Annotated in this window: 23 protein-coding genes and 1 tRNA gene; 16 read left to right on the forward strand and 8 right to left on the reverse strand. The window is 27.7% G+C overall.

Annotation, left to right across the window (positions count from 1 at the left end):
- The first annotated feature begins 21 nt into the window (after nucleotides 1–21).
- Nucleotides 22–573: a sugar O-acetyltransferase gene (locus NQ543_RS03465; protein WP_004610311.1), complete on the forward strand. Its 552-nt coding sequence runs from the start codon at nucleotides 22–24 to the stop codon at nucleotides 571–573.
- Between the two features lie 147 nt (nucleotides 574–720).
- Here NQ543_RS03465 and NQ543_RS03470 read toward each other — a convergent pair.
- A tRNA-Trp gene (locus NQ543_RS03470) sits at nucleotides 721–794 on the reverse strand.
- Nucleotides 795–951: 157 nt separating this feature from the next.
- On the opposite strand from NQ543_RS03470, the gene NQ543_RS03475 reads away from it, so the two are divergent.
- Genes NQ543_RS03475 through NQ543_RS03485 form a run of 3 tightly spaced genes read left to right on the forward strand, consistent with a single transcriptional unit; the run spans nucleotide 952 to nucleotide 1933 of the window.
- Nucleotides 952–1083 (forward strand): spore coat associated protein CotJA, encoded by a 132-nt coding sequence (locus tag NQ543_RS03475; RefSeq protein ID WP_083784291.1) that lies wholly within the window; start codon nucleotides 952–954, stop codon nucleotides 1081–1083.
- Nucleotides 1080–1358: a spore coat protein CotJB gene (locus tag NQ543_RS03480; RefSeq protein ID WP_004610313.1), complete on the forward strand. Its 279-nt coding sequence runs from the start codon at nucleotides 1080–1082 to the stop codon at nucleotides 1356–1358. Before NQ543_RS03475 ends, NQ543_RS03480 begins: the two co-directional genes overlap by 4 nt.
- Nucleotides 1322–1933 (forward strand): manganese catalase family protein, encoded by a 612-nt coding sequence (locus NQ543_RS03485; protein ID WP_004610314.1) that lies wholly within the window; start codon nucleotides 1322–1324, stop codon nucleotides 1931–1933. The genes NQ543_RS03480 and NQ543_RS03485 overlap by 37 nt, the downstream gene beginning before the upstream one ends.
- Before the next feature lie 241 nt (nucleotides 1934–2174).
- On the opposite strand, the gene NQ543_RS03490 is transcribed toward NQ543_RS03485, so the two are convergent.
- Nucleotides 2175–3335 carry an IS110 family RNA-guided transposase gene (locus NQ543_RS03490; RefSeq protein WP_004609254.1) on the reverse strand — a complete coding sequence of 387 codons (1161 nt, stop codon included), beginning with the start codon at nucleotides 3333–3335 and terminating at the stop codon, nucleotides 2175–2177.
- A 305-nt stretch (nucleotides 3336–3640) separates the two neighbouring features.
- Between NQ543_RS03490 and NQ543_RS03495 the strand changes: the two genes are divergently transcribed.
- The 9 genes from NQ543_RS03495 to NQ543_RS03535 all read left to right on the forward strand — a co-directional run bounded on the left by NQ543_RS03495 (nucleotide 3641) and on the right by NQ543_RS03535 (nucleotide 12276).
- Complete coding sequence (locus tag NQ543_RS03495; RefSeq protein WP_004610316.1) at nucleotides 3641–3958, forward strand: PadR family transcriptional regulator; 318 nt, start codon at nucleotides 3641–3643, stop codon at nucleotides 3956–3958.
- The gene (locus tag NQ543_RS03500; protein ID WP_004610317.1) at nucleotides 3958–4656 is read left to right on the forward strand and encodes a DUF1700 domain-containing protein; all 699 of its coding nucleotides are present in this window, start codon (nucleotides 3958–3960) and stop codon (nucleotides 4654–4656) included. The genes NQ543_RS03495 and NQ543_RS03500 overlap by 1 nt, the downstream gene beginning before the upstream one ends.
- Nucleotides 4643–5383, forward strand: coding sequence for a DUF4097 family beta strand repeat-containing protein (locus NQ543_RS03505; RefSeq protein WP_004610318.1), 741 nt, complete (start codon nucleotides 4643–4645; stop codon nucleotides 5381–5383). The genes NQ543_RS03500 and NQ543_RS03505 overlap by 14 nt, the downstream gene beginning before the upstream one ends.
- Nucleotides 5383–5562 carry a PspC domain-containing protein gene (locus NQ543_RS03510; RefSeq protein ID WP_004610319.1) on the forward strand — a complete coding sequence of 60 codons (180 nt, stop codon included), beginning with the start codon at nucleotides 5383–5385 and terminating at the stop codon, nucleotides 5560–5562. Before NQ543_RS03505 ends, NQ543_RS03510 begins: the two co-directional genes overlap by 1 nt.
- Before the next feature lie 137 nt (nucleotides 5563–5699).
- Nucleotides 5700–7295, forward strand: a complete 1596-nt coding sequence (locus tag NQ543_RS03515; protein WP_004610320.1) for an ABC-F family ATP-binding cassette domain-containing protein — start codon at nucleotides 5700–5702, stop codon at nucleotides 7293–7295.
- 60 nt (nucleotides 7296–7355) lie between these two features.
- Entirely contained in the window at nucleotides 7356–8117 is a 762-nt protein-coding gene (locus tag NQ543_RS03520) for a nitroreductase family protein (protein WP_004610321.1), read from the forward strand.
- An 86-nt stretch (nucleotides 8118–8203) separates the two neighbouring features.
- Entirely contained in the window at nucleotides 8204–8632 is a 429-nt protein-coding gene (locus NQ543_RS03525; RefSeq protein ID WP_004610322.1) for a MarR family winged helix-turn-helix transcriptional regulator, read from the forward strand.
- 55 nt (nucleotides 8633–8687) lie between these two features.
- Nucleotides 8688–10421 carry an ABC transporter ATP-binding protein gene (locus NQ543_RS03530; protein ID WP_004610323.1) on the forward strand — a complete coding sequence of 578 codons (1734 nt, stop codon included), beginning with the start codon at nucleotides 8688–8690 and terminating at the stop codon, nucleotides 10419–10421.
- Complete coding sequence (locus NQ543_RS03535; RefSeq protein WP_004610324.1) at nucleotides 10414–12276, forward strand: ABC transporter ATP-binding protein; 1863 nt, start codon at nucleotides 10414–10416, stop codon at nucleotides 12274–12276. The genes NQ543_RS03530 and NQ543_RS03535 overlap by 8 nt, the downstream gene beginning before the upstream one ends.
- Nucleotides 12277–12692: 416 nt before the next feature.
- Here the strand turns inward: NQ543_RS03535 and NQ543_RS03540 are convergent, their stop codons facing one another.
- The 5 genes from NQ543_RS03540 to NQ543_RS03560 form a co-directional block, all read right to left on the reverse strand.
- Nucleotides 12693–13358, reverse strand: coding sequence for a putative bacteriocin export ABC transporter (locus tag NQ543_RS03540; protein ID WP_004610325.1), 666 nt, complete (start codon nucleotides 13356–13358; stop codon nucleotides 12693–12695).
- A gap of 4 nt (nucleotides 13359–13362) precedes the next feature.
- Nucleotides 13363–13671, reverse strand: coding sequence for a DUF1430 domain-containing protein (locus NQ543_RS03545; RefSeq protein WP_004610326.1), 309 nt, complete (start codon nucleotides 13669–13671; stop codon nucleotides 13363–13365).
- A gap of 156 nt (nucleotides 13672–13827) precedes the next feature.
- Entirely contained in the window at nucleotides 13828–15408 is a 1581-nt protein-coding gene (locus NQ543_RS03550; RefSeq protein WP_004610327.1) for a hypothetical protein, read from the reverse strand.
- 455 nt (nucleotides 15409–15863) lie between these two features.
- Nucleotides 15864–16583, reverse strand: coding sequence for a hypothetical protein (locus NQ543_RS03555; RefSeq protein WP_039904511.1), 720 nt, complete (start codon nucleotides 16581–16583; stop codon nucleotides 15864–15866).
- A gap of 17 nt (nucleotides 16584–16600) precedes the next feature.
- Nucleotides 16601–17131, reverse strand: a complete 531-nt coding sequence (locus tag NQ543_RS03560; protein ID WP_004610329.1) for a matrixin family metalloprotease — start codon at nucleotides 17129–17131, stop codon at nucleotides 16601–16603.
- Nucleotides 17132–17534: 403 nt separating this feature from the next.
- On the opposite strand from NQ543_RS03560, the gene NQ543_RS03565 reads away from it, so the two are divergent.
- Complete coding sequence (locus tag NQ543_RS03565) at nucleotides 17535–18215, forward strand: LytR/AlgR family response regulator transcription factor (RefSeq protein WP_004610330.1); 681 nt, start codon at nucleotides 17535–17537, stop codon at nucleotides 18213–18215.
- Between the two features lie 47 nt (nucleotides 18216–18262).
- Here the strand turns inward: NQ543_RS03565 and nrdD are convergent, their stop codons facing one another.
- Nucleotides 18263–18541 (reverse strand): anaerobic ribonucleoside-triphosphate reductase, encoded by a 279-nt coding sequence (gene nrdD, locus NQ543_RS12150; protein WP_004610331.1) that lies wholly within the window; start codon nucleotides 18539–18541, stop codon nucleotides 18263–18265.
- Nucleotides 18542–18796: 255 nt separating this feature from the next.
- Between nrdD and dapF the strand changes: the two genes are divergently transcribed.
- Nucleotides 18797–19630 (forward strand): diaminopimelate epimerase, encoded by an 834-nt coding sequence (dapF, locus tag NQ543_RS03575; protein WP_004610332.1) that lies wholly within the window; start codon nucleotides 18797–18799, stop codon nucleotides 19628–19630.
- A gap of 14 nt (nucleotides 19631–19644) precedes the next feature.
- Nucleotides 19645–20349, forward strand: coding sequence for a 2,3,4,5-tetrahydropyridine-2,6-dicarboxylate N-acetyltransferase (gene dapD / locus NQ543_RS03580; RefSeq protein WP_004610333.1), 705 nt, complete (start codon nucleotides 19645–19647; stop codon nucleotides 20347–20349).

A 20349-nucleotide genomic window follows, 5' to 3' on the forward strand; every position in this document is an offset into this window, starting at 1 on the left:
TTATTAAAATGGAGAATATAAATGAAAGAAAAAGAAAAGATGTTATTAGGTAAATGGTATAATGCTACTGATCAAGAATTAGTAAAACAAAGATTAAATGCTAAAGATCTATGTTTTGAATTAAATCAAATCAAACCAAGTAATTTAGAAAAAAGAAATTCTATTATTAATAAATTATTAGGTTATCAACCTGATAACTTAGAGTTATTAAGTCCTTTTACTTGTGATTATGGAAATAATATAGTTTTAGGTAAAAATGTATTTATTAACAGTAATTGTTATTTCATGGATGGCGCTAAAATTACTGTAGGTGATAATGTATTTATTGGACCATCATGTGGTTTTTATACGGCTAATCATCCTTTAGATTATCAAACAAGAAATCAAGGAATTGAACAAGCTTTACCGATTTTAATTGGAAATAATGTATGGTTAGGCGGTAATGTTATTGTTTTACCTGGAGTAGAAATTGGTGATGGTTGTGTAATAGGGGCTGGCAGTGTTGTAACTAAAGATATTGAGGCAAATAGCATTGCAACAGGAGTACCATGTAAGGTTATAAAGAAAATTTAATAGTAAACATAAAAAATGAAGCATTTGTAGCGTCCTTTAAAGTTAATCTAACTTTTAGGATTTAAGACAATTTTGCTTCATTTTTTTATATGATATTTGCTTTATATATAAATAAAAAGTAGCTATTTAAGCTACACATTTTTATCCTGGCAGAGGTAGTAGGAGTCGAACCCACATCAACGGTTTTGGAGACCGGTATTCTACCATTGAACTATACCTCTATTATTGCTGACTGCTCTAATATAATAGCATATAAAATAATAAATGTAAAGAAAAAAAATATATTTGTTTAAATTTGTTTAAATCATATTAATAAAAAATAATCGCCTAGTGCTAAATACTACATTGACATATATTATAGTGAAAGGAGGAATTAATATGAATAAATTAGAATTAGCTATTTCATCTATCAAATATCAAAGATTTAGAATGATTTATCCAATCATGAAGGCATTTCATGTAGGAACGATATTTGAAGAACTGAATCTGCCTTGGGGTGAATTTAAATGATGAATGATTTATTAATGAATGTAATGATGTTAGATTTTGCTGTTCAAGATGCTGCCTTATTTATTGATACTCATCCTAATGATGAAGAAGCAATGCGCTATTTTCATGAAGCTAGTACTCGTTTAAATGAAGCTAAAAGAGAATATCGTAGACAAGGAAATTCATTAAATAATCGCGAAGTTAACGCTTATAGAAATGGGTATATTTGTGCACCATGGCCATGGGTAGGTGATGAATCATGTGGTTGTATGAAAAACGATTGCAATATCCAGTAAATATAAAAAAAGCCGATGCTAAAGCAGCAGCAGTAATTATTGATCAATTAGGAGGACCAGATGGAGAATTAGCAGCAGCTTTAAGATATTTATCGCAACGCTATACAATGCCTTATCCGGAAATTCAGGCACTGTTAACCGATATTGCAACTGAAGAGCTTGCTCATGTAGAAATAATTAGTGCAATTATTTACCAGTTAACAGCAAATTTATCGATTGATGAAATTAAAAAACAAGGTTATGATAAATATTTTGTAACTCATACTTTGGGTATTTATCCACAAGGAGCTAACAATGTACCATTTACGGCAGCATATTTCCAATCTAAAGGTGACCCAATAACTGATTTAACTGAAGATATGGCGGCGGAACAAAAGGCAAGAACAACTTATGACAATATTTTAGCTCTTGTTGATGATGAAGAAATTAAAAAACCAATACGTTTTTTAAGAGCTCGTGAAGTTGTTCATTATCAAAGATTTGCTGAAGCATTAGAATTAGTTAAAAAACGTTTAAATTCTAAAAATTATTATGCATTTAATCCATCATTTAAAAATGGTAAATGCAACAAATAAAGGACATTAGTCCTTTTTTTAATATTATTTGTTGACTAATAATATTATATTTCATATAATATTCTAAAATAAGTAGAAAGACAACTATATTAAAGTCAAGTAGTAGATTATGAAATAGTATGAAAATAAATTACTTGAAAATATAGTATTTGATCTTTGAAATTGTGAATGAAAAAATGTTAAAAAGAACTATCGTAAAAATAGCTTATTTTAATAGAATTTAGTTCGATAAATATTTTGATTATTTAAGAGAATTTATATCAAAAGTAATATGATTTATTTCAAGATGATAAATGATTCTTAAAAGTTTTCTTACACAATGACCTAAAGCGCAAAGATGTCCTTTACCTTGACTTCGTTTTAAATGATAGTAGTTATTAAATGCAGGGTTGTGGCGTATTACAGGTATGATGACTCGATAAAGTGTTGCCCTTAGATATTTAGAACCTTTCTTGGTTATGGCTGTTTTATCAGCTGAAAATTCGCCAGATTCACTGATATATGGATTCACACCTGCAAATTTAATTAATTTTCCTGCATTTGAGTATTTACTTATATCACCAAGTTCAGCTAAAATAGAAGTACCAGTAATAATTGATATTCCTGGTATTGATGTGATAGAAGAATCTTGTGTGATGGCGAGTTCTTCTATTTTTTTATCTAATTCTTCAATTTGAGAGTTTATTAAATCAATACTGGAAATAACCGATTGAATGATAAAAGAAATAGAAACATCATGAATACCCACAGAATTAGAAGCTAATTCTTTTAAGTCTTCTGCTGAGAAGATATTACAGTATTTAAAACATTTTCTTAAAGAACGAATATCTGTATGTGCAATGGTATAGGCATCACCATATTTTCTTAAAATATTTAAATATGTAATGGTGTATTCATTATTAAATAATGTATTAAATTCAGGAAAAACAATATCAATATGTCTTTGAAGAATATTTTTCTTACGATTCATTTCAATTGTCAATTGTGTACGATAGCGCGTTAATTCTTTGGCCTCCTTTAATTTCTCATCTTGAATAGAGATGATGCGATAGTAATCTTTATCTAGGAGAGCTTTGGTAATTAAAATAGCATCTTCTTTATCTCTTTTAACAGTTTTTAAAGAAGCTTTTCTAAGGTTCTTAGTGGTAATAGGATTGATTAAAGCAACTTTATAACCTTTAGCCAATAAGCAGCTTTCAATGGCAAAGTTATAGTGTCCGGTATCTTCCATACCGATTAAAAGTTCATCTTGTGTGTATTTATTAAGTTCGTCATAAAATTTTTGAAATCCATCTTTATTGTTTTTGAATAAAAAAGGATCACATAAAGATTCGCCAGTAGAAGCATCCATGATAAAAGCGGCATGTTTATATTTGGCAATGTCAATTCCAACAAGTTTCATAATTATCAATTCCTTTCTTAAGATGATTTGTGATTGTGAAATCAGATCCACTTCAAAGGTATCAAAAACCTGGTGTGTTCATAATTCAAAAGACTCATACAACTAATAATAAATGCGATACAAAGAAGTGGTAAGATCCTTTCTGAAAAGTCAAAGCAATAAGGAAAAAAATACAAATCCACATTCACAATTACACATTTTAACACAACCTGAAGTGATACCAAATAATTCAGGTAGAAAGGAGAATTGGTATATTAGATTTATTACTCTTTGTATGAGTAACTTCAATATACCAGGAAGTTACTATGATATTTAATACTGGTGCTGCGCTATTAGATACAATTGTTTTATCAGTAGTTTCTAAAGAAATAGATGGAACATATGGATACAAAATTACGCAAGATGTTCGTAATGCCCTTGATGTTTCTGAATCAACTCTTTATCCAGTTTTAAGAAGATTATTAAAGGATAATTGTCTAGAAACATATGACCAAGAATATCAGGGAAGAAATCGTCGCTATTATAAAATCACACCTCAAGGACAAGCACAATTACAGATGTATCGTCAAGAATGGACGATTTATGTACAAAAAATTAATCGAATTATTGAGGAGGGAAAATAATGATGAATCGTAAAGAATTTCTTGATGAACTGGCATTTTTGCTTCAAGATATTGAAGATGTTGAAAGAGATGAGGCAACTCAATATTATCAAGATTATTTTGATGAAGCAGGAATTGAAAATGAACAACAAGTAATTAATGAATTGGGAACACCGGAAAAAGTTGCTGCTATTATTAAAGCTGGAATTAATGAAAATTTTGAACAAGATATTGAATATGGTGATAAAGGGATGTCTAATTCATCATTTGAACAAAATCAGGAAATTATTAAAACTAAAAATAATGATGTAAAAAATGAAAGTCATTTTAAAGGGAATCAAGAACGTAATAAATTATTATTGATTTTAATAATTATTGGTATTGTTATTTTTGGAATACCGGTTTTTAGTGGCTTGCTTGGTATTGTTATTGGTATTGTTGGTGGATTATTTGGAGTTACATTAGGTAGTTTTTGTGCTGGTGTGGGATGTTTAATAGGAGCAATTGCTTGTTTTGTAAAAGGAATAATGATTCTTGGTGAGTTAACAGGAGCTGCTTTAATTATTTTTTCTGTGGGATTTGGTTTGATAGTTTTATCATTTGGATTTTTTTGGATTGGAAAAATGTTAGTAAAACTTATTCCATATTTGTTTAAAGTAGGAATTAAGTTTTGTCGAGAAATGATTGGTAGGGTAGGTGAATGGTATGAAAAAAAGTAAATATTTTATTTTGGGATGTTTATTAATGGCCTTGATTCTATTGATCAGTGGAACTATTCTTGGGGGTTTTTCACAATTAAAGAGTACGTATTTTGATAGTATTAATATATCTAATAATAATGAATATGAGTTTACGGGAATTAACGATCTTGAAATTGAAGTTGATGCTAGTAAAGTGATTATTCAAGAGTATGATGGTAGTATAATTAAAGTAAGTAGTAATAGCGCTACAAAGATAATTAATGAAAATAATACTTTGATAATTGAAGATAATTTTAATATTTTTAATTTAAATAAAAAGATAACGATTTATATACCGATTAATTATCAATTTAATAATGTTGATATAAATATTGATGCAAGTGATTTTGAAGCTGAAAATATTTATGCAACAGATATTGAAGTAAGTATTGATGCGGGTAATTTTGGTGCCAAAAAAATTACATCAACAAATCTTAATGTTGAAGTTGACGCAGGTAAGGCAACTATTGATTTATTAGATTGTCAAAATAGTTATTTTGATTGCGACGTGGGTGATATTGAAGCAATGATGGTAGGGAATGAAGTAGATTATAGTTATGATGTAAGTTGTGATTTAGGTAGTGTTAGAATTGGGAATTATAAAACTGATGGTTTAAGTGATGATTATAGTTTTAGTGGTGGAATGAAAAAAATAAGTGTAAACTGTGATGCAAGTGATATTGATATAAAAATGGAGGTGCAGTAATGAAAAAATTGTATCGTTCAAGACATGATCGTATGATATGTGGTGTTTGTGGTGGAATTGCTGAATATTTTGATTTGGATCCATCATTAGTTAGATTAGGTTGGATTGTTTTGTTTGCAATGGCTGGTAGTGGAATTATTGCTTATATTATCGCTGCGATTATAATTCCAAGTGAATAGTGTTTAAAAAGGTTAAGTGAAAAATTAACCTTTTTATGTCATTGTAAGTAATTGTTATTAAGAAAGTTAAATTGTATTGATTTAATCGTTACTTTATGACATAATAATATGACTTTAATAAAAAAGGAGATAAATTAATGATATCAACACAAAATGTATCTTTAAGATATGGAGATAGGGCTTTATTTGAAAATGTATCAGTTAAATTTACAGATGGAAATTGTTATGGTGTTATTGGTGCTAATGGTGCTGGTAAAAGTACTTTTTTGAAAATTTTAGCTGGTGAAATTGAACCAAATAAAGGTGAAGTAATTTTAGAACCTAATAAACGTTTATCAGTTTTAAAACAGGATCATTTTGCTTATGATGATAAAGGTGTTGTAGAAACTGTAATAATGGGTAATAAAAGACTTTATGAAATTATGCAGGAAAAAGAAAAATTGTATGCTAAACCTGATTTCAATGATGAAGATGGAATTAGATTAGGTGAACTTGAAGGAGAATTTGCAGAAATGGATGGTTGGAATGCTGAAGTTGATGCAGAGATTCTTTTAAATGGTTTAGGAATTAGTAGTGAATTACATGATTTAAAGATGAAGGAATTAGATGGTAATCAAAAAGTAAAAGTATTATTAGCACAAGCTTTATTTGGTAATCCTGATGTACTTTTATTAGATGAGCCGACTAACCATTTGGATTTAGAAAGTATTCGTTGGTTAGAAAACTTTTTGATGAATTTTAAAAATACTGTTATTGTAGTAAGCCATGACCGTTATTTTTTAAATAAGGTTTGTACACATATTGCTGATATTGATTATTCAAAGATTCAATTATATGTAGGTAACTATGATTTTTGGTATGAATATAGTCAGTTACAGTTACAACAGGCAAAGGATCAAAATAAAAAAGCTGAAGCAAAGAAAAAAGAATTAGAAGAATTTATTGCCCGTTTTAGTGCTAATGCTTCTAAAGCTAAACAAGCTACTTCAAGAAAGAAATTATTAGATAACTTGGAAATGGTTGATATTAAGCCATCACTTCGTCGTTATCCGTTTATTTCTTTTAAACCAGGACGTGAAGTAGGAAACATTGTTTTAAAAGTAGAAGGATTATCTAAGACAGTAGAAGGGGTTAAATTGTTGAATAATGTAAGTTTTTCAATTAATCCTAAGGATAAAGTTGCTTTTGTAGGTGATGTAAAAGCTACAGAAGTATTCTTTAAGATTATTATGGGAGAAATGGAACCTGATGAAGGAACATACCAATGGGGTGTAACTACTTCACAATCATATTTCCCTAAAGATAATTCTAAATATTTTAATAATTGTGATTTGTCATTAGTTGATTGGTTACGTCAATTTTCGGTTAAAGATGAATATGAACAAGATTTAAGAGGATGGCTTGGAAGAATGTTATTTTCAGGTGAAGAAGCATTGAAAAAGGCATCGGTTTTATCTGGAGGAGAAAAGGTTAGATGTATGCTTGCAAAAATGATGATGGCAGAAGCTAATGTTTTGGTTTTAGATGAGCCAACTAACCATCTTGATCTTGAATCAATTCAAGCATTGAATCAAGGATTGATTAATTTTAAAGAAAATATTTTATTTACTAGTCATGACCATCAATTTGTTCAAACAATTGCAAATCGTATTATTGAATTTAATGAAACAGGTATTTTAGATCGTTTATCTACATATGATGAATATTTAGAATATAAGGAAAATAACAAGTAGGTACTATGTATCTACTTGTTTTTAATGTATAATGTAGCTAAATTATTTTGGAGGTAGATTATGAATGATGTAATTAAAGGATTATTTGAACGTAAATCAGTAAGAGTTTATAGTGATGAGATGATTGAAGAGGATAAAAAGAAATTAATTATTGATGCTGCTATTCAAGCGCCAACAGCGGGGAATATGACTTTGTATTCAATTATTGATGTTGAAGACCAAGAAATAAAAGAAAAATTAGCAAAATCTTGTGATAATCAACCATTTATTGCTAAAGCACCATTAGTATTGATTTTTGTTGCCGATTATCAAAAATGGTATGATGCTTTTAAGTATTATCATGGTGACAAAGAAGTGAGAAGTCCTTCTTATGGTGATTTTTTACTAGCGTATAGTGATGCATTGATTGCTGCTCAAAATGCTGTAGTAGCAGCAGAAAGTATGGGGATAGGAAGTTGTTTTATTGGGGATATTATTGAACAATATGAATTTCATCGAGAACTATTGAATTTACCACAATATACAGCACCAGTTGGAATGTTAGTAATGGGATATCCAACTTTACAACAAAAAAATCGTGTTAAACCGATGCGTTTTGATAGTGAGTATGTTGTAAGTAAAAATCGTTATGAAAGATTAAGTGATGAAAAGTTGGTTGAAATGTTTGATGATCGTGCAACTAGAGCAAATAAGACAAGTGGTGGTAAGGGTTATGTTGATGATATTTATAAGCGTAAATGGACTAATCCTTTTATTGAAGAGATGACACGTTCATCTAAGTTATGGTTTGAACAATGGGGGAAAGAAGACGAAGAATCTTAGGATTCTTTTTCTTTTATTTTGGTATTGACAATATTAATGACATGATTATAATATATAGCGTGCTATCTATCTAAGGAGGAATGACAATGCCTACTAAAAAAGTTGGATTTTTAATAAAGCAAGTACATATTCTTCAAGAACAAAAGTTAAATAAAAAATTTAATCGCTTTGATTTAACTGGAGCACAGATGTTTACCATTATTAATTTGTTTAAAGCTCGTGAAAAAGGAGAAAAGTTAACTCAAAGAGATCTTGAAAGAATTTTAGATATTTCAAATCCGACACTAACAGGTATTTTAAATCGTCTCGAAAGTAAAGGATTGATTGTTCGAGTGCCATGTAAACATGATGCACGTAGTAAATATATTGAAGTTACAGATAAAGCATCAGGCTTAGATAAAGAAATTCGTAAAGCATTTGAGGAATCGGAAGAGGAATTATTAGGTTCATTAAATGAAGATGAAATTACTCGGTTACATGAATATTTAGAAAAAATATTAAGAAGTAATTCTTAATATTTATTTTCAAAGAATATATAGCACGCTATTTATTTTTTAAGGAGGTAGAGAGATGTTAAAAACACTTTTAGCACAAGTAAAAGAATATAAAAAAGCAGCTATTTTAACTCCGTTGTTAGTTGTTATAGAAGTAATTTTAGAAGTTACTATTCCATTTTTAATGTCATTGATTATTGATAGAGGAATTAATAATAATGATATGGATGCAGTAATAAAGATTGGTATTATGATGTTGATTGCTTCATTTGTTTCTTTGAGCGCTGGGGGATTAGCAGGTAAATATGCTGCTAAAGCATCAACAGGTTTTGCAAAGAATTTAAGAAAAGCAATGTATTATAATATTCAAAATTTTTCTTTTGCAAATATTGATAAATATTCAACAGCAGGTTTAGTAACTCGTTTAATGACAGACGTTACTAATGTTCAAAATGCTTTTCAAATGATTATTAGAATGTGTATTAGAGCGCCATTAATGATGATTGGTGCAATGGTTATGGCATTTACGATTAATGCTGAATTAGCGATGATTTTTGTTGTTGCAATAATCTTTTTAGGAATTATTTTAGCTTTTATCATGACTAGAGCACATCCGTTATTTAGAAAAATATTTAGAACGTATGATGATTTAAATGCATCTGTTCAAGAAAATGTTAATGGAATTAGAGTTGTAAAAGCCTATGTTCGAGAAGAACATGAAGATGAGAAATTTAAAAAGACATCTGGTTTAATTTATAAATTGTTTTTAAAAGCAGAAAGTTATTTAGTTTTTAACCAACCAATTATGCAATTTACTGTTTATGGATGTATTATTGGTATTTCTTGGTTTGGGGCTCATATGATTGTTGGTGGAAGTTTAACTACTGGTGAACTTACAAGTATGTTTACTTATGTAATGATGATTTTGATGAGCTTAATGATGTTATCAATGGTTTTTGTAATGGTTGTTATGTCAATTGCTTCTGCACAACGTATTAGTGAAGTAATTAATGAAAAATCAACATTACATAATCCTACAAATCCTGAATATGAAATTAAAGATGGATCAATTGATTTCAATAATGTTAGCTTTTCATATTTTGATGATCAAGAAGAAGTTAACTTAAAAGATATTAACGTTCATATTAAATCTGGACAAACGATTGGAATTATTGGTGGTACTGGTAGTGCTAAATCAACATTTGTACAATTGATTCCTAGATTATATGATGTTACTCGTGGTGAAGTACTTGTTGGTGGTAAAGATGTACGTAGTTATGATCTTGATACGCTTAGAAATGAAGTAGCTATGGTGCTTCAAAAAAATGTCTTATTTTCAGGAACAATCAAAGAGAATCTTCGCTGGGGTAACAAGAATGCTACTGATGAAGAAATGATCCATGCTTGTAAATTAGCTCATGCCGATGAATTTATTCAACGTTTCCCAGATAAATATGATACTTATATTGAACAAGGTGGAAGTAATGTTTCAGGTGGACAAAAACAAAGATTATGTATTGCTCGTGCATTGCTTAAAAAACCAAAGATTTTAATTCTTGATGATTCTACTAGTGCAGTTGATACTAAAACTGATGCTTTGATTCGTAAAGCATTTAAAGAGGTAATTCCAGGAACAACTAAAATTATTATTGCTCAAAGAATTAGTTCAGTTGAAGACGCTGATTTAATTATTGTTTTAGATGATGGTAAGATTTCAGCAATGGGAACTAATGATGAATTACTACAAACTAGTGAAATTTATAAAGATATTTATGAAACCCAAAAGAAAGGGGGAAGCTTAAGTGAATAAGGATCAAGTAAAAACATTAAAAAGATTATTTAATTTTGTTCTTACAAGACATCGCAATTCTTGTATTGTAGTATTGTTATTAATTATTGTCAGTACAATTGCAAATGTATCGGGGTCTATCTTTATTAAGAGTTTGATTGATGATTATATTACCCCATATATAAACTCTGCTAACCCTAATTTTGCACCATTATTAAATGCGATTATAAGAATGATTGCAATATATGCAATTGGGGTACTTGCAACATATGGATTCAACCGTATTTTAATTAATGTATCTCAAGGTTCATTAAAAGAAATTCGTGATTCTATGTTTGAACACATGGAAAAGCTTCCAATTAGATATTTTGATACTCATAATCATGGAGATATCATGTCTATTTATACAAATGATGCTGATACTTTAAGACAAATGATTTCTCAAAGTGTGCCTCAAGTTATTGTATCAGGTATAACAATTTTAAGTGTTTTTGTCTCAATGATCATTATTAGTGTACCGTTGACTTGTATTAGTGTATTTATGGTAATAGTAATGTTGTTTGTGTCTAAACATGTTACTAGTAGAAGTGGTAAATATTTTTATCAGCAACAAATTAATTTAGGTAAAGTTAATGGTTTTATCGAAGAAATGATGGAAGGACAAAAAGTAGTAAAAGTCTTTACTCATGAAGAAGAAGCTAAAAAAGATTTTGATAAAGTTAATGAAGAATTATTTGAAAGTGCTTATGAAGCCAATAAATATGCTAATATCTTGATGCCATTAATTGGTAATTTAGGGTATGTTAGTTATGTTTTAGTTGCTTTAATTGGTGGGGTACTTGCAATTAATGGTTATACTAATTTAACAATTGGAGCCCTTGCATCTTTTTTACAATTAAACCGTTCTTTCAATAACCCAATTGGGCAAATTTCTCAACAAGTTAACATGGTTTTAATGGCATTAGCTGGAGCAAGTCGTATTTTTGCTTTACTTGATGAAGAAGTTGAAAAAGATGAAGGACATGTTACTTTAGTAAATGCTAAAGAAAATGAAGATGGAACATTATCACCAGTTGATTATCGTACAGGTGTTTGGGCTTGGGAACATCGTCGTCCTGATGATTCGATTGAATATGTTCGTTTAGTTGGTGATGTTCGTTTCCATGATGTTACATTTGGTTATAATGAAAATAAAACGATTTTATATGATATGAATTTATTTGCTAAACCTGGTGAAAAGTTAGCTTTCGTTGGAGCTACTGGAGCTGGTAAAACAACAATCACTAACTTAATTAATCGTTTTTATGATATTCAAAAAGGATCAATTACTTATGATGGAATTGATATTAAGTTAATTAAAAAAGCAGATTTAAGAAGATCATTAGGTATTGTTTTACAAGATACACATTTATTTACGGGAACAATTATGGATAATATTCGTTATGGTAAACTTGATGCAACTGATGAAGAATGTATTGCTGCAGCTAAATTAGCTAATGCTCATGAATTTATCATGCATTTAGAACATGGTTATCAAACAGTGTTAAGTGGTGATGGTTCAAGTTTATCACAAGGACAATGTCAGTTACTTGCAATTGCAAGAGCAGCAGTTGCTAATCCTCCGGTATTGATCTTAGATGAAGCTACTTCAAGTATTGATACAAGAACAGAAAGTATTGTTCAAAGTGGTATGGATAAATTGATGGAAGGTAGAACAGTATTTGTTATTGCTCACCGTTTATCAACAATTAAAAACTCTGATGCAATTATGGTTTTAGATCAAGGACGAATTATCGAACGTGGTGATCATGATAAACTAATTGAACAAAAGGGAACATATTATCAGTTATATACTGGTGGTTTAGAGTTAGATTAATTAAAGAAGGCAATGATTTGGTTCATTGCCCTTTTTGTATATTCAGTTTTTGTTTCAAATAAGTGATTATCTTTTTATTTTGATCAATAGAACTTTTATATACATCATCATTGACAATTATGTATTAATTACGAATTGTGGTTGAAAAAAGATATTTATCATTTTGATTATATGATGCAATATGAACCTGATACCCATTAATTTTCTTTTACTCATTAGCTTTATTTGTAGATAATTTTTTTGTTTCTAGATTATTCAACATATCTTATAATTTATTAATATTATCATTAGTTAATCTTTTTTGGTCATTTTATTATTATTGCATATATACTTCAAAGATAAGAAACATTAGAATAATCAAACTAAAAATATAAAAATAATAAATTTTTTTCTTCATAATATTTTTTTATAAATAATTAGTTTGTATAATTGCTTAATTTTCCCTGATTCATTTGATATATTTTATGACACTTTTTAGCTAATTCAATATCATGGGTTACGATAATGACAGTTTTTCCACTTTGATTAAATGCTTTTAATAAATTAAATACTTTTTCTTTATTTTCATAATCTAGATTTCCAGTTGGTTCATCAGCTAAAATTAATTGACACGGTTTAATTAATAGTCTTGCTAGAGCGATACGTTGTTGTTCACCACCGGAACATTGATAAACTTTTTTCTTTTCCATTCCTTTTAATCCAACTTGATCTAATGCTTTAGCAATTTTTTGTTTTCTTTCTTCTTTTTTTATTCGATAATCAAATACAATATTTAAGTTATACTCAATTGTTTCGTTTTCAATTAATGCATAATTTTGAAATAAATAACCAATTTTATCATGTAATAGCTTTTCAGCTTTTCTTGAAAAAGGACGAATTGACTGTTGATCAAATATTTCTACTTTTCCTTTGCTTGCTTTATCAAGCAAGCCTAAAATATTTAATAATGTTGATTTCCCACAACCTGATTTACCAATTATAGCGACTAGTTCTCCTTGTTCTACTTCTAAATTTAAATTATCTAAAACAATATTTTTTTGAAAGGATTTAGACACATTCTCCATTTTAATAACTGCTGTCATATTATTACTCTCCTTTTAAATTAGCAACGATGCTTTTTCGTTCAAAATGTCTAATAAACAATAATAAGAAAATCATATCAAAAACAAAAAATATAATTGCAAATTCCATACATAATATAAACATTATTTTCTTATATAAAACAGCAATCAAGATAATTAACAAATATATACATAAATTACTAATAAATATATTGCTATAGCGATTAAACTTAGTTTTACCTGATAAATACATAATCGAAAGTTCTTTTTTATTATCTTGAATATATAACGAAGCAAACTGAAAAATAAATAAAGCATACAAAGCTAAACACATTACAATTTTACTAAATGTATTAATGAAGATATTTTGGGCTCTTACGCTATAATTATTAATATCGGATTTAACATTTAAAATACGATAATCCTGATCAGTAATTTTAGAAATTTCATTTTCTAGTTCATTTCTATTTTTATTCTTTAAAAATAATCCTTAACTATTAGCAGATATCCAATCACTGTGTGCATAGATTACAATAATTGGCTCATCAACATAATAAGCACTTTGACGTAAATTGAGATTATAGTGTTTATGAGTATTTTTAACATTTATGATTGTACCTGTTTCATGAATTTGTTTGTTTTGATATTTTTTAGGAACTAAGATTGTTTGATCATTTATTTTATTAATGTCTATATCATGATTATCATTGTCTACAAAATGATAATTTTCTAGATATTTTTTATTTACATATATTATTGGTAAGTTTTCTGTATTTTCAATATTTGGCATCCCGGTATACGCATACGCGTTTATATCACTAGCATAATTATAATCACTCATATCAAAGTAAATATTTTGTTGAAAAACTTCTTCTAATTCTTCTTTATTACCTTCAAAATATGCAAATGTATAATAATCAGTATATTCTTGATAATGTTGTTTAGTATAAATGTATTTTTCTAAGTTGAAATATGCTTGGTTAAGTGATGTGACTAATGGCATCATAATAATGATACTAATAGCGATTTTTAAGATAACATTGATATAAATCATTGCTTTTGATTTTTGTTGATTTTTTAGTTCAATTACATTAGTTGTCATTTTAATATATAGATGTGATAATAATAAAATTAATGGAATAAGCAGTAAACCAATGCTAATGTATTTAATAATATCATTAAATAATTCTATATAAAAATTATCCCACTGTCTAATTACTAAAATCCATAAGATCAAAAATGTAATTACATAAATCAACCATATCATTAGAGCTTTTTTTAAATAAAGCTCTAATACAATTCTCAATGAATTTTGACCATGCATCTTTCTAATTAGAATTTCTTTTTTATCCTTAATAACAATACATAGCATAATTAATAACATTACAATAAAACTACATACTATGGCATATTCAATATCACTTTGTCGATAAGTACTTTCAATTTCTTCAATGCTTCCACCGTGTGCTTGGCGAAAATTAATTGTAATTATTTCATCGTTATATTTTTCTTGTAACATCGAGGCTAAATTTTTAGCCTTGGTATTACCTTCGACAAAAAAATTAAGACGAGTATTGTAAGCCTCGGGTAAATATATATTAGCATTTTTAAATTGAAAAACCTGAAATTCATGCATAAAGTAAGTATTATTATATGATGATATTGTTCCCGTAGCTTGTTTATCGTTGGTATCACTTGAGATATAGCCTTGATTGTTCAAATCTGTAAAATCAATTTTTTTACCAGAAACCATTCGAACATTATCATAAAATAAATCATTATCATAAATATTTATGTATTCATAATAAAGCATTGAACCATCTTCACTAGGTATCAAATCACCAACGATATATTGAATCTTATTTTGATTTGCATATGTGGCAATTGTTTTTAAAACATCTTGATGATAATTTTTATCTAATATATCAATTTGAAAAGAAGTAATTTCATTGCCAAGATTATTTTGCATATTCATAATTTTAGCATAATTGATAAAATTATAAGAATCATATGAGAAATAGAATAATATACTAGCCATAAATATAGTATATACTACTAAAATTTTTTTCATAATTTTCTCCAATCTATTATATATTAATTATTTATGCTTAATATATAATTAGTAACTAGTATTTTTAATAGATTTATAAATTTAATTGTTTTTGATTATTGATGAAAGGGAATTATTTTATATTATATTTTAAAGATTATTTGGATAAGATTGATAGGTGTTATTTATGGAAATTTATTTGTTTTTTTCAATATAATTTGATAATTATTCTCTTACTTAATATATATCATTTATAAATATAAATGGCAATAATTAGTGAGCGATATTTATTTTTAAATTAATAATTTTAAATGAATAAATAATAAAAATATTAAAAAAGGTCATATATAAACAATTAATAGTAGGGATTTTCACTGTTTTCCTATTGAATTGAAAGGAGATACACATTTATCAGCATATCTCCTCATCAGATTTAATTTGTATCTAAAGAAAATTATTGATTATTTAAAATTGAATTAATTAAATAGCATATTTTTTAATTGGTCATAGTCCATTTCACCAATAAAATCATCTAGAGGGACTAATTCTTCTTTTACATTTACTTCAACACCATCGACATTTATAGCAGTTGATTCTTTTTGTTTTCTAATTTTATCAATAATTAAATTACTTTGTAAGATTGTTTTATTATTTTCGATTTTAATAGAAAATGGTTCAATTGCTCCATAATAATAATCAAAATTCTCAATACTATTATTATAATCTAAAAATAATACATACTCATTTCCAATATCTGGTTCAATAAAACGAGGATTTGTGTACATGTAGTGATGAATATCTGGTTGATCATTATCATTTTCACGAAAGTCAATTGAATTTCTTGTTGCTGATTCGATACTTACGATTATTGAATCGCTTTCAGGATTACCCTTTATTACTTCTTCAATTTGAAAACGATAATTTTTTCCTTCAATATAATATTCACTATCTTCTTTTTGAATATTAATAGGATCTCTTGACATATTCCATGTATCAATAAATTCTACATACTTTCCTTTTACAATAATATCAGAAACCTCTTTTAATTGTTCTAAATTATAGGCAACATCATAATCACTGTGAATTACTTGTTTATAACCTGAGTTATCAGTTTTTTGTTGTCTAGAAAATATGCCGATGCCAAATGCTATAAGACATAAACTTACAATTATAATTGTATATTTGTATTTCATCATAGATCGCCCTCTCTTTCTTAATACCATTCTGGATATATTCTTTTAATTCCATTTATATCATCGGTTTGTGGTTTATATATAGTATTTCTATTTCTAGCATGACTCATAAGAGAATTACCGCTGCTTAAATCACCTAAACCATATGGGTGTCCTAGTTCATGAGCCGCAACACTTTGGTAAACATTTCCAGTTATATTTGTATTGGCTGAATTTATTTTTGAATGAAATTCAACCACTTTTTTATTACTGTTGTATGTAGTGACTGTAGTACCATATTCACTGTTGCTACTTTTACTATAAGTGTCACAAGTATTTTTAGAATTATAGTGATATGAATATTTTACATTTACAGCGTTGTTCCAAGAATCTACAGCTTTTATGAATGCATTTTTATAAGAAGAAGATACTTTAGAAATATTATTTCCCCATTTATAAGATTCAGATATTGTACTAAATTTCCAACCAGTTAAAGCATAGGCATCGACAGATACAGTTCCAACTAAAAAAGATATTATTATAGCTAATAATGTAATTATTATTTTTTTCATATTAATTTTAGCTTCCTTTCTGTAATTTTAAAATAATTATAATTGTGTAAAAAAAGTTAATAAACATTTACCAAAATATTTAGATTATTATATTAGTTTTATGAAATGTTATAAAAGTCTTACTAAATAATAAATTGTTTTTTAAATTTATTATTTATAAGTATTTTTGTGTCTAATAAAAGTTGTAATAGCCTTATATGAATCCCTCCTTATTTTAAGTAAAATCTTGGTATTTGTTTCCCTTAACTTATATATACAATTTATATATATGAATAACAATACTATTTAGGTGAGTGGTAGGTATTTTTGATTGAATGGATTATTTAAATATAAATTTGACATATTGTTTAAATAAAGTACAATTATATGTAGAGGGTATTAAATATATTTGGGAGAGGATATTATGATTAAGGTAGCTATAGTTGATGATAGTGATAGTTCTTTATCAATGATTATCGAAATTTTATTAAAATATGGTTTTGTTAAAGAAGAAATATATTATTTTGACTCATCAAAAAAATGTTTAAGTTCAAAGATCGATTTTTCTTTATATTTAGTGGAAATTGATCTGCCTGAAAAAGCAGGTTTAGATATTATAAAAAAATTGCGTGATAAAAATGTATTCTTAATATATGTAACAGCATGTTCCAAGCATCTTAAAAATGCATTTGATAAAAATGTAATTGGTTATGTTTTAAAAAGTAAGTTAAATGATGAATTACCACTAGCATTAAATAAGTTTTTTGAGATTTTATCTGAAGAAAAAGAGTTACAATTTACTTATAAAAATGGGTTAGTATCAATTAAAATAACAGATATTATGTATATAAAAAGTGATTTAGGTGACTTGATTATTGTTACTGATAAAGCAGAGTTTAGAATTTTAAATAAAAGCTTATCAAGTATTTATACAATTTTGCAAGATAATTTTTGTTATTGTTCAAGAAATGTAATAGTAAATATGGATTATATTAGTTCAATATTAAATAATACTATTTGTCTTAAAAATGGAATAAAATTAAATATTAGTAGAAGAAGATATAAGACGTTATTTATAAAGTATATGCATTATAAATTTAAATAGCGAGACATGAAAAAAGGTAAAATCACTAAATTAGTGACTTTACCTTTTTATGCATGTTTTATTCGATCGCGTTCTTCGGCTGCTTTAGCATCATTAAAACGATCAAGAGTTCCTACAAGATATCCGGTAATTCTACGGATTCTTTCAAAGTTTTGGGGTTTTAAAACATAATCTAAATCTACATCATTTCCATCAATTGTTATTGAAAGTGATTTTAAAGATTCATCAGGAAATTTATTTTTTAAATAATTGATATAAGCTTGAATCTCTTTTTCTTCCATATAACCATTTTTTACTTCAACTAGTACACCATTAAATTCAACCATTGTTATCACCTCGAAAATATTATAGCAGTTTACTTATTTTTTAACATCTAATATGCACTATTACACACAATAGCAAATAATTATAAAAATAATAATTGAAAGAATGATTTTAAGTACGCGATTGACTTTTTTAAACATGTATTCCATTTTATCACCATTATATTATATGCTATTTATTATAAGAAAATTTAATCTAAGAATTGAAAAAATTTCATTGTTTTGATAAAATTTTGTAAACACAGAAAGGAGTTAACTATGCGATTACATTTTACAAAAATGGAAGGTCTTGGAAATGATTATATTTATGTTGATGGGATAAACCAAGATGTTTGTATGGATAAAGAGTTTATTAAAAAAATAAGTGATCGACATTTTGGGATTGGTAGTGATGGAATGATCGTTATTTTACCATCGGATAAATATGATTTTAAAATGCGAATGTTTAATCTTGATGGTAGTGAAGGTAAAATGTGTGGTAATGGTATCCGCTGTTTTGCGAAATTTATATATGATCATAAATTAAGTGATAAACATGTATTAGAAATTGAAACTAAAGCAGGTTTACGAATTGTTGAATTGTTATTTGATGGAGATAAGTGTATTGGGGCTAAGGTTGATATGGGTAAACCAATCTTGACATGCAGTGATATTCCATGTAATTATAATCAAGAAACAATGATCGATCAAACAATTGTAATTGATGATTATAAATATAATTTAACAAGTATTTCAATGGGTAACCCGCATACAGTAACATTTGTAGATGATTTAGAGACATTGGATTTAAAGAAAATTGGACCTAAATTTGAATTTCATGAAATGTTTCCAGAAGGTGTCAATACTGAGTTTGTTGAAGTTATTAATGATCATTATATAAAAATGCGTGTTTGGGAACGAGGTTCTGGAGAAACAATGGCATGTGGTACTGGAGCTTGTGCAGCAATGTATGCTAGTTATTTAAATAACTATACTAAAAATAAAGTTACAGTAGAATTATTAGGTGGTTGTTTAGAAATAGAGTATATTAATGATACAATCATGATGTCAGGACCAGCTGTTAATGTTTTTGAAGGAACGATTGAAGTATAGAAAAGGAGAAGATTATGTTAAATAGTGCAGAAGAAATTATTAAGTTTATTGGTGATGCTAAAAAACAAACACCAGTGAAAGTTTATTTAAAAGGAGAAAATTTACCAGAAGCAACTGATTTTAAGATGTTTGGTGGTAGTGACAGCAGAGTTTGTATTGGTGATTTAGATTTGATTAAAGCATATATGGAAGCTAATAAAGAGTTAATCAAAGATTCTTATTTAGAACAAGATCGTCGTAATAGTGCGATTCCTTTATTAGATATGACAAATATTAATGCTAGAATTGAACCAGGTGCATTTATTAGAGAGCATGTAAGTATTGGTGATAATGCGGTTATTATGATGGGTGCGATAATTAATATCGGTGTTAAAATTGGAGAAGGAACAATGATCGATATGGGTGCAATACTTGGTGGACGTGTTGAAGTTGGTAAACGTTGCCATGTTGGAGCTGGAGCAGTTTTAGCTGGAGTTATTGAACCACCTAGTGCTTCACCGGTTATTTTAGAAGATGATGTATTGATTGGTGCTAATGCAGTTGTAATTGAAGGTGTGCGTATTGGTAAAGGAGCTGTGGTTGGAGCTGGTTCAATCGTTACTGAAGATGTTCCTGCTGGAGCAGTTGTTGTTGGGAATCCAGCAAGAATTATTAAAGAACAAAAAGATGAAAAAACTGAAGGTAAAACACAGTTAATGGATGATTTAAGAAAGCTTTAG

Source organism: Thomasclavelia spiroformis DSM 1552 (assembly GCF_025149465.1).
Classification (GTDB): Bacteria; Bacillota_I; Bacilli_A; order Erysipelotrichales; family Coprobacillaceae; genus Thomasclavelia; species Thomasclavelia spiroformis.

Coding starts and splice junctions, on each gene's coding strand:
- NQ543_RS03475 (WP_083784291.1), top strand. CDS start 952: ATGAATAAATTAGAATTAGCTATTTCATCTATCAAATATCAAAGATTT.
- NQ543_RS03530 (WP_004610323.1), top strand. CDS start 8,688: ATGTTAAAAACACTTTTAGCACAAGTAAAAGAATATAAAAAAGCAGCT.
- NQ543_RS03510 (WP_004610319.1), top strand. CDS start 5,383: ATGAAAAAATTGTATCGTTCAAGACATGATCGTATGATATGTGGTGTT.
- NQ543_RS03485 (WP_004610314.1), top strand. CDS start 1,322: ATGTGGTTGTATGAAAAACGATTGCAATATCCAGTAAATATAAAAAAA.
- NQ543_RS03565 (WP_004610330.1), top strand. CDS start 17,535: ATGATTAAGGTAGCTATAGTTGATGATAGTGATAGTTCTTTATCAATG.
- NQ543_RS03500 (WP_004610317.1), top strand. CDS start 3,958: ATGATGAATCGTAAAGAATTTCTTGATGAACTGGCATTTTTGCTTCAA.
- dapF (WP_004610332.1), top strand. CDS start 18,797: ATGCGATTACATTTTACAAAAATGGAAGGTCTTGGAAATGATTATATT.
- NQ543_RS03520 (WP_004610321.1), top strand. CDS start 7,356: ATGAATGATGTAATTAAAGGATTATTTGAACGTAAATCAGTAAGAGTT.
- NQ543_RS03465 (WP_004610311.1), top strand. CDS start 22: ATGAAAGAAAAAGAAAAGATGTTATTAGGTAAATGGTATAATGCTACT.
- NQ543_RS03555 (WP_039904511.1), bottom strand. CDS start 16,583: ATGATGAAATACAAATATACAATTATAATTGTAAGTTTATGTCTTATA.
- NQ543_RS03545 (WP_004610326.1), bottom strand. CDS start 13,671: ATGTGTTTAGCTTTGTATGCTTTATTTATTTTTCAGTTTGCTTCGTTA.
- dapD (WP_004610333.1), top strand. CDS start 19,645: ATGTTAAATAGTGCAGAAGAAATTATTAAGTTTATTGGTGATGCTAAA.
- NQ543_RS03495 (WP_004610316.1), top strand. CDS start 3,641: ATGATATTTAATACTGGTGCTGCGCTATTAGATACAATTGTTTTATCA.
- NQ543_RS03525 (WP_004610322.1), top strand. CDS start 8,204: ATGCCTACTAAAAAAGTTGGATTTTTAATAAAGCAAGTACATATTCTT.
- NQ543_RS03550 (WP_004610327.1), bottom strand. CDS start 15,408: ATGAAAAAAATTTTAGTAGTATATACTATATTTATGGCTAGTATATTA.
- nrdD (WP_004610331.1), bottom strand. CDS start 18,541: ATGGTTGAATTTAATGGTGTACTAGTTGAAGTAAAAAATGGTTATATG.
- NQ543_RS03515 (WP_004610320.1), top strand. CDS start 5,700: ATGATATCAACACAAAATGTATCTTTAAGATATGGAGATAGGGCTTTA.
- NQ543_RS03505 (WP_004610318.1), top strand. CDS start 4,643: ATGAAAAAAAGTAAATATTTTATTTTGGGATGTTTATTAATGGCCTTG.
- NQ543_RS03540 (WP_004610325.1), bottom strand. CDS start 13,358: ATGACAGCAGTTATTAAAATGGAGAATGTGTCTAAATCCTTTCAAAAA.
- NQ543_RS03490 (WP_004609254.1), bottom strand. CDS start 3,335: ATGAAACTTGTTGGAATTGACATTGCCAAATATAAACATGCCGCTTTT.
- NQ543_RS03560 (WP_004610329.1), bottom strand. CDS start 17,131: ATGAAAAAAATAATAATTACATTATTAGCTATAATAATATCTTTTTTA.
- NQ543_RS03480 (WP_004610313.1), top strand. CDS start 1,080: ATGATGAATGATTTATTAATGAATGTAATGATGTTAGATTTTGCTGTT.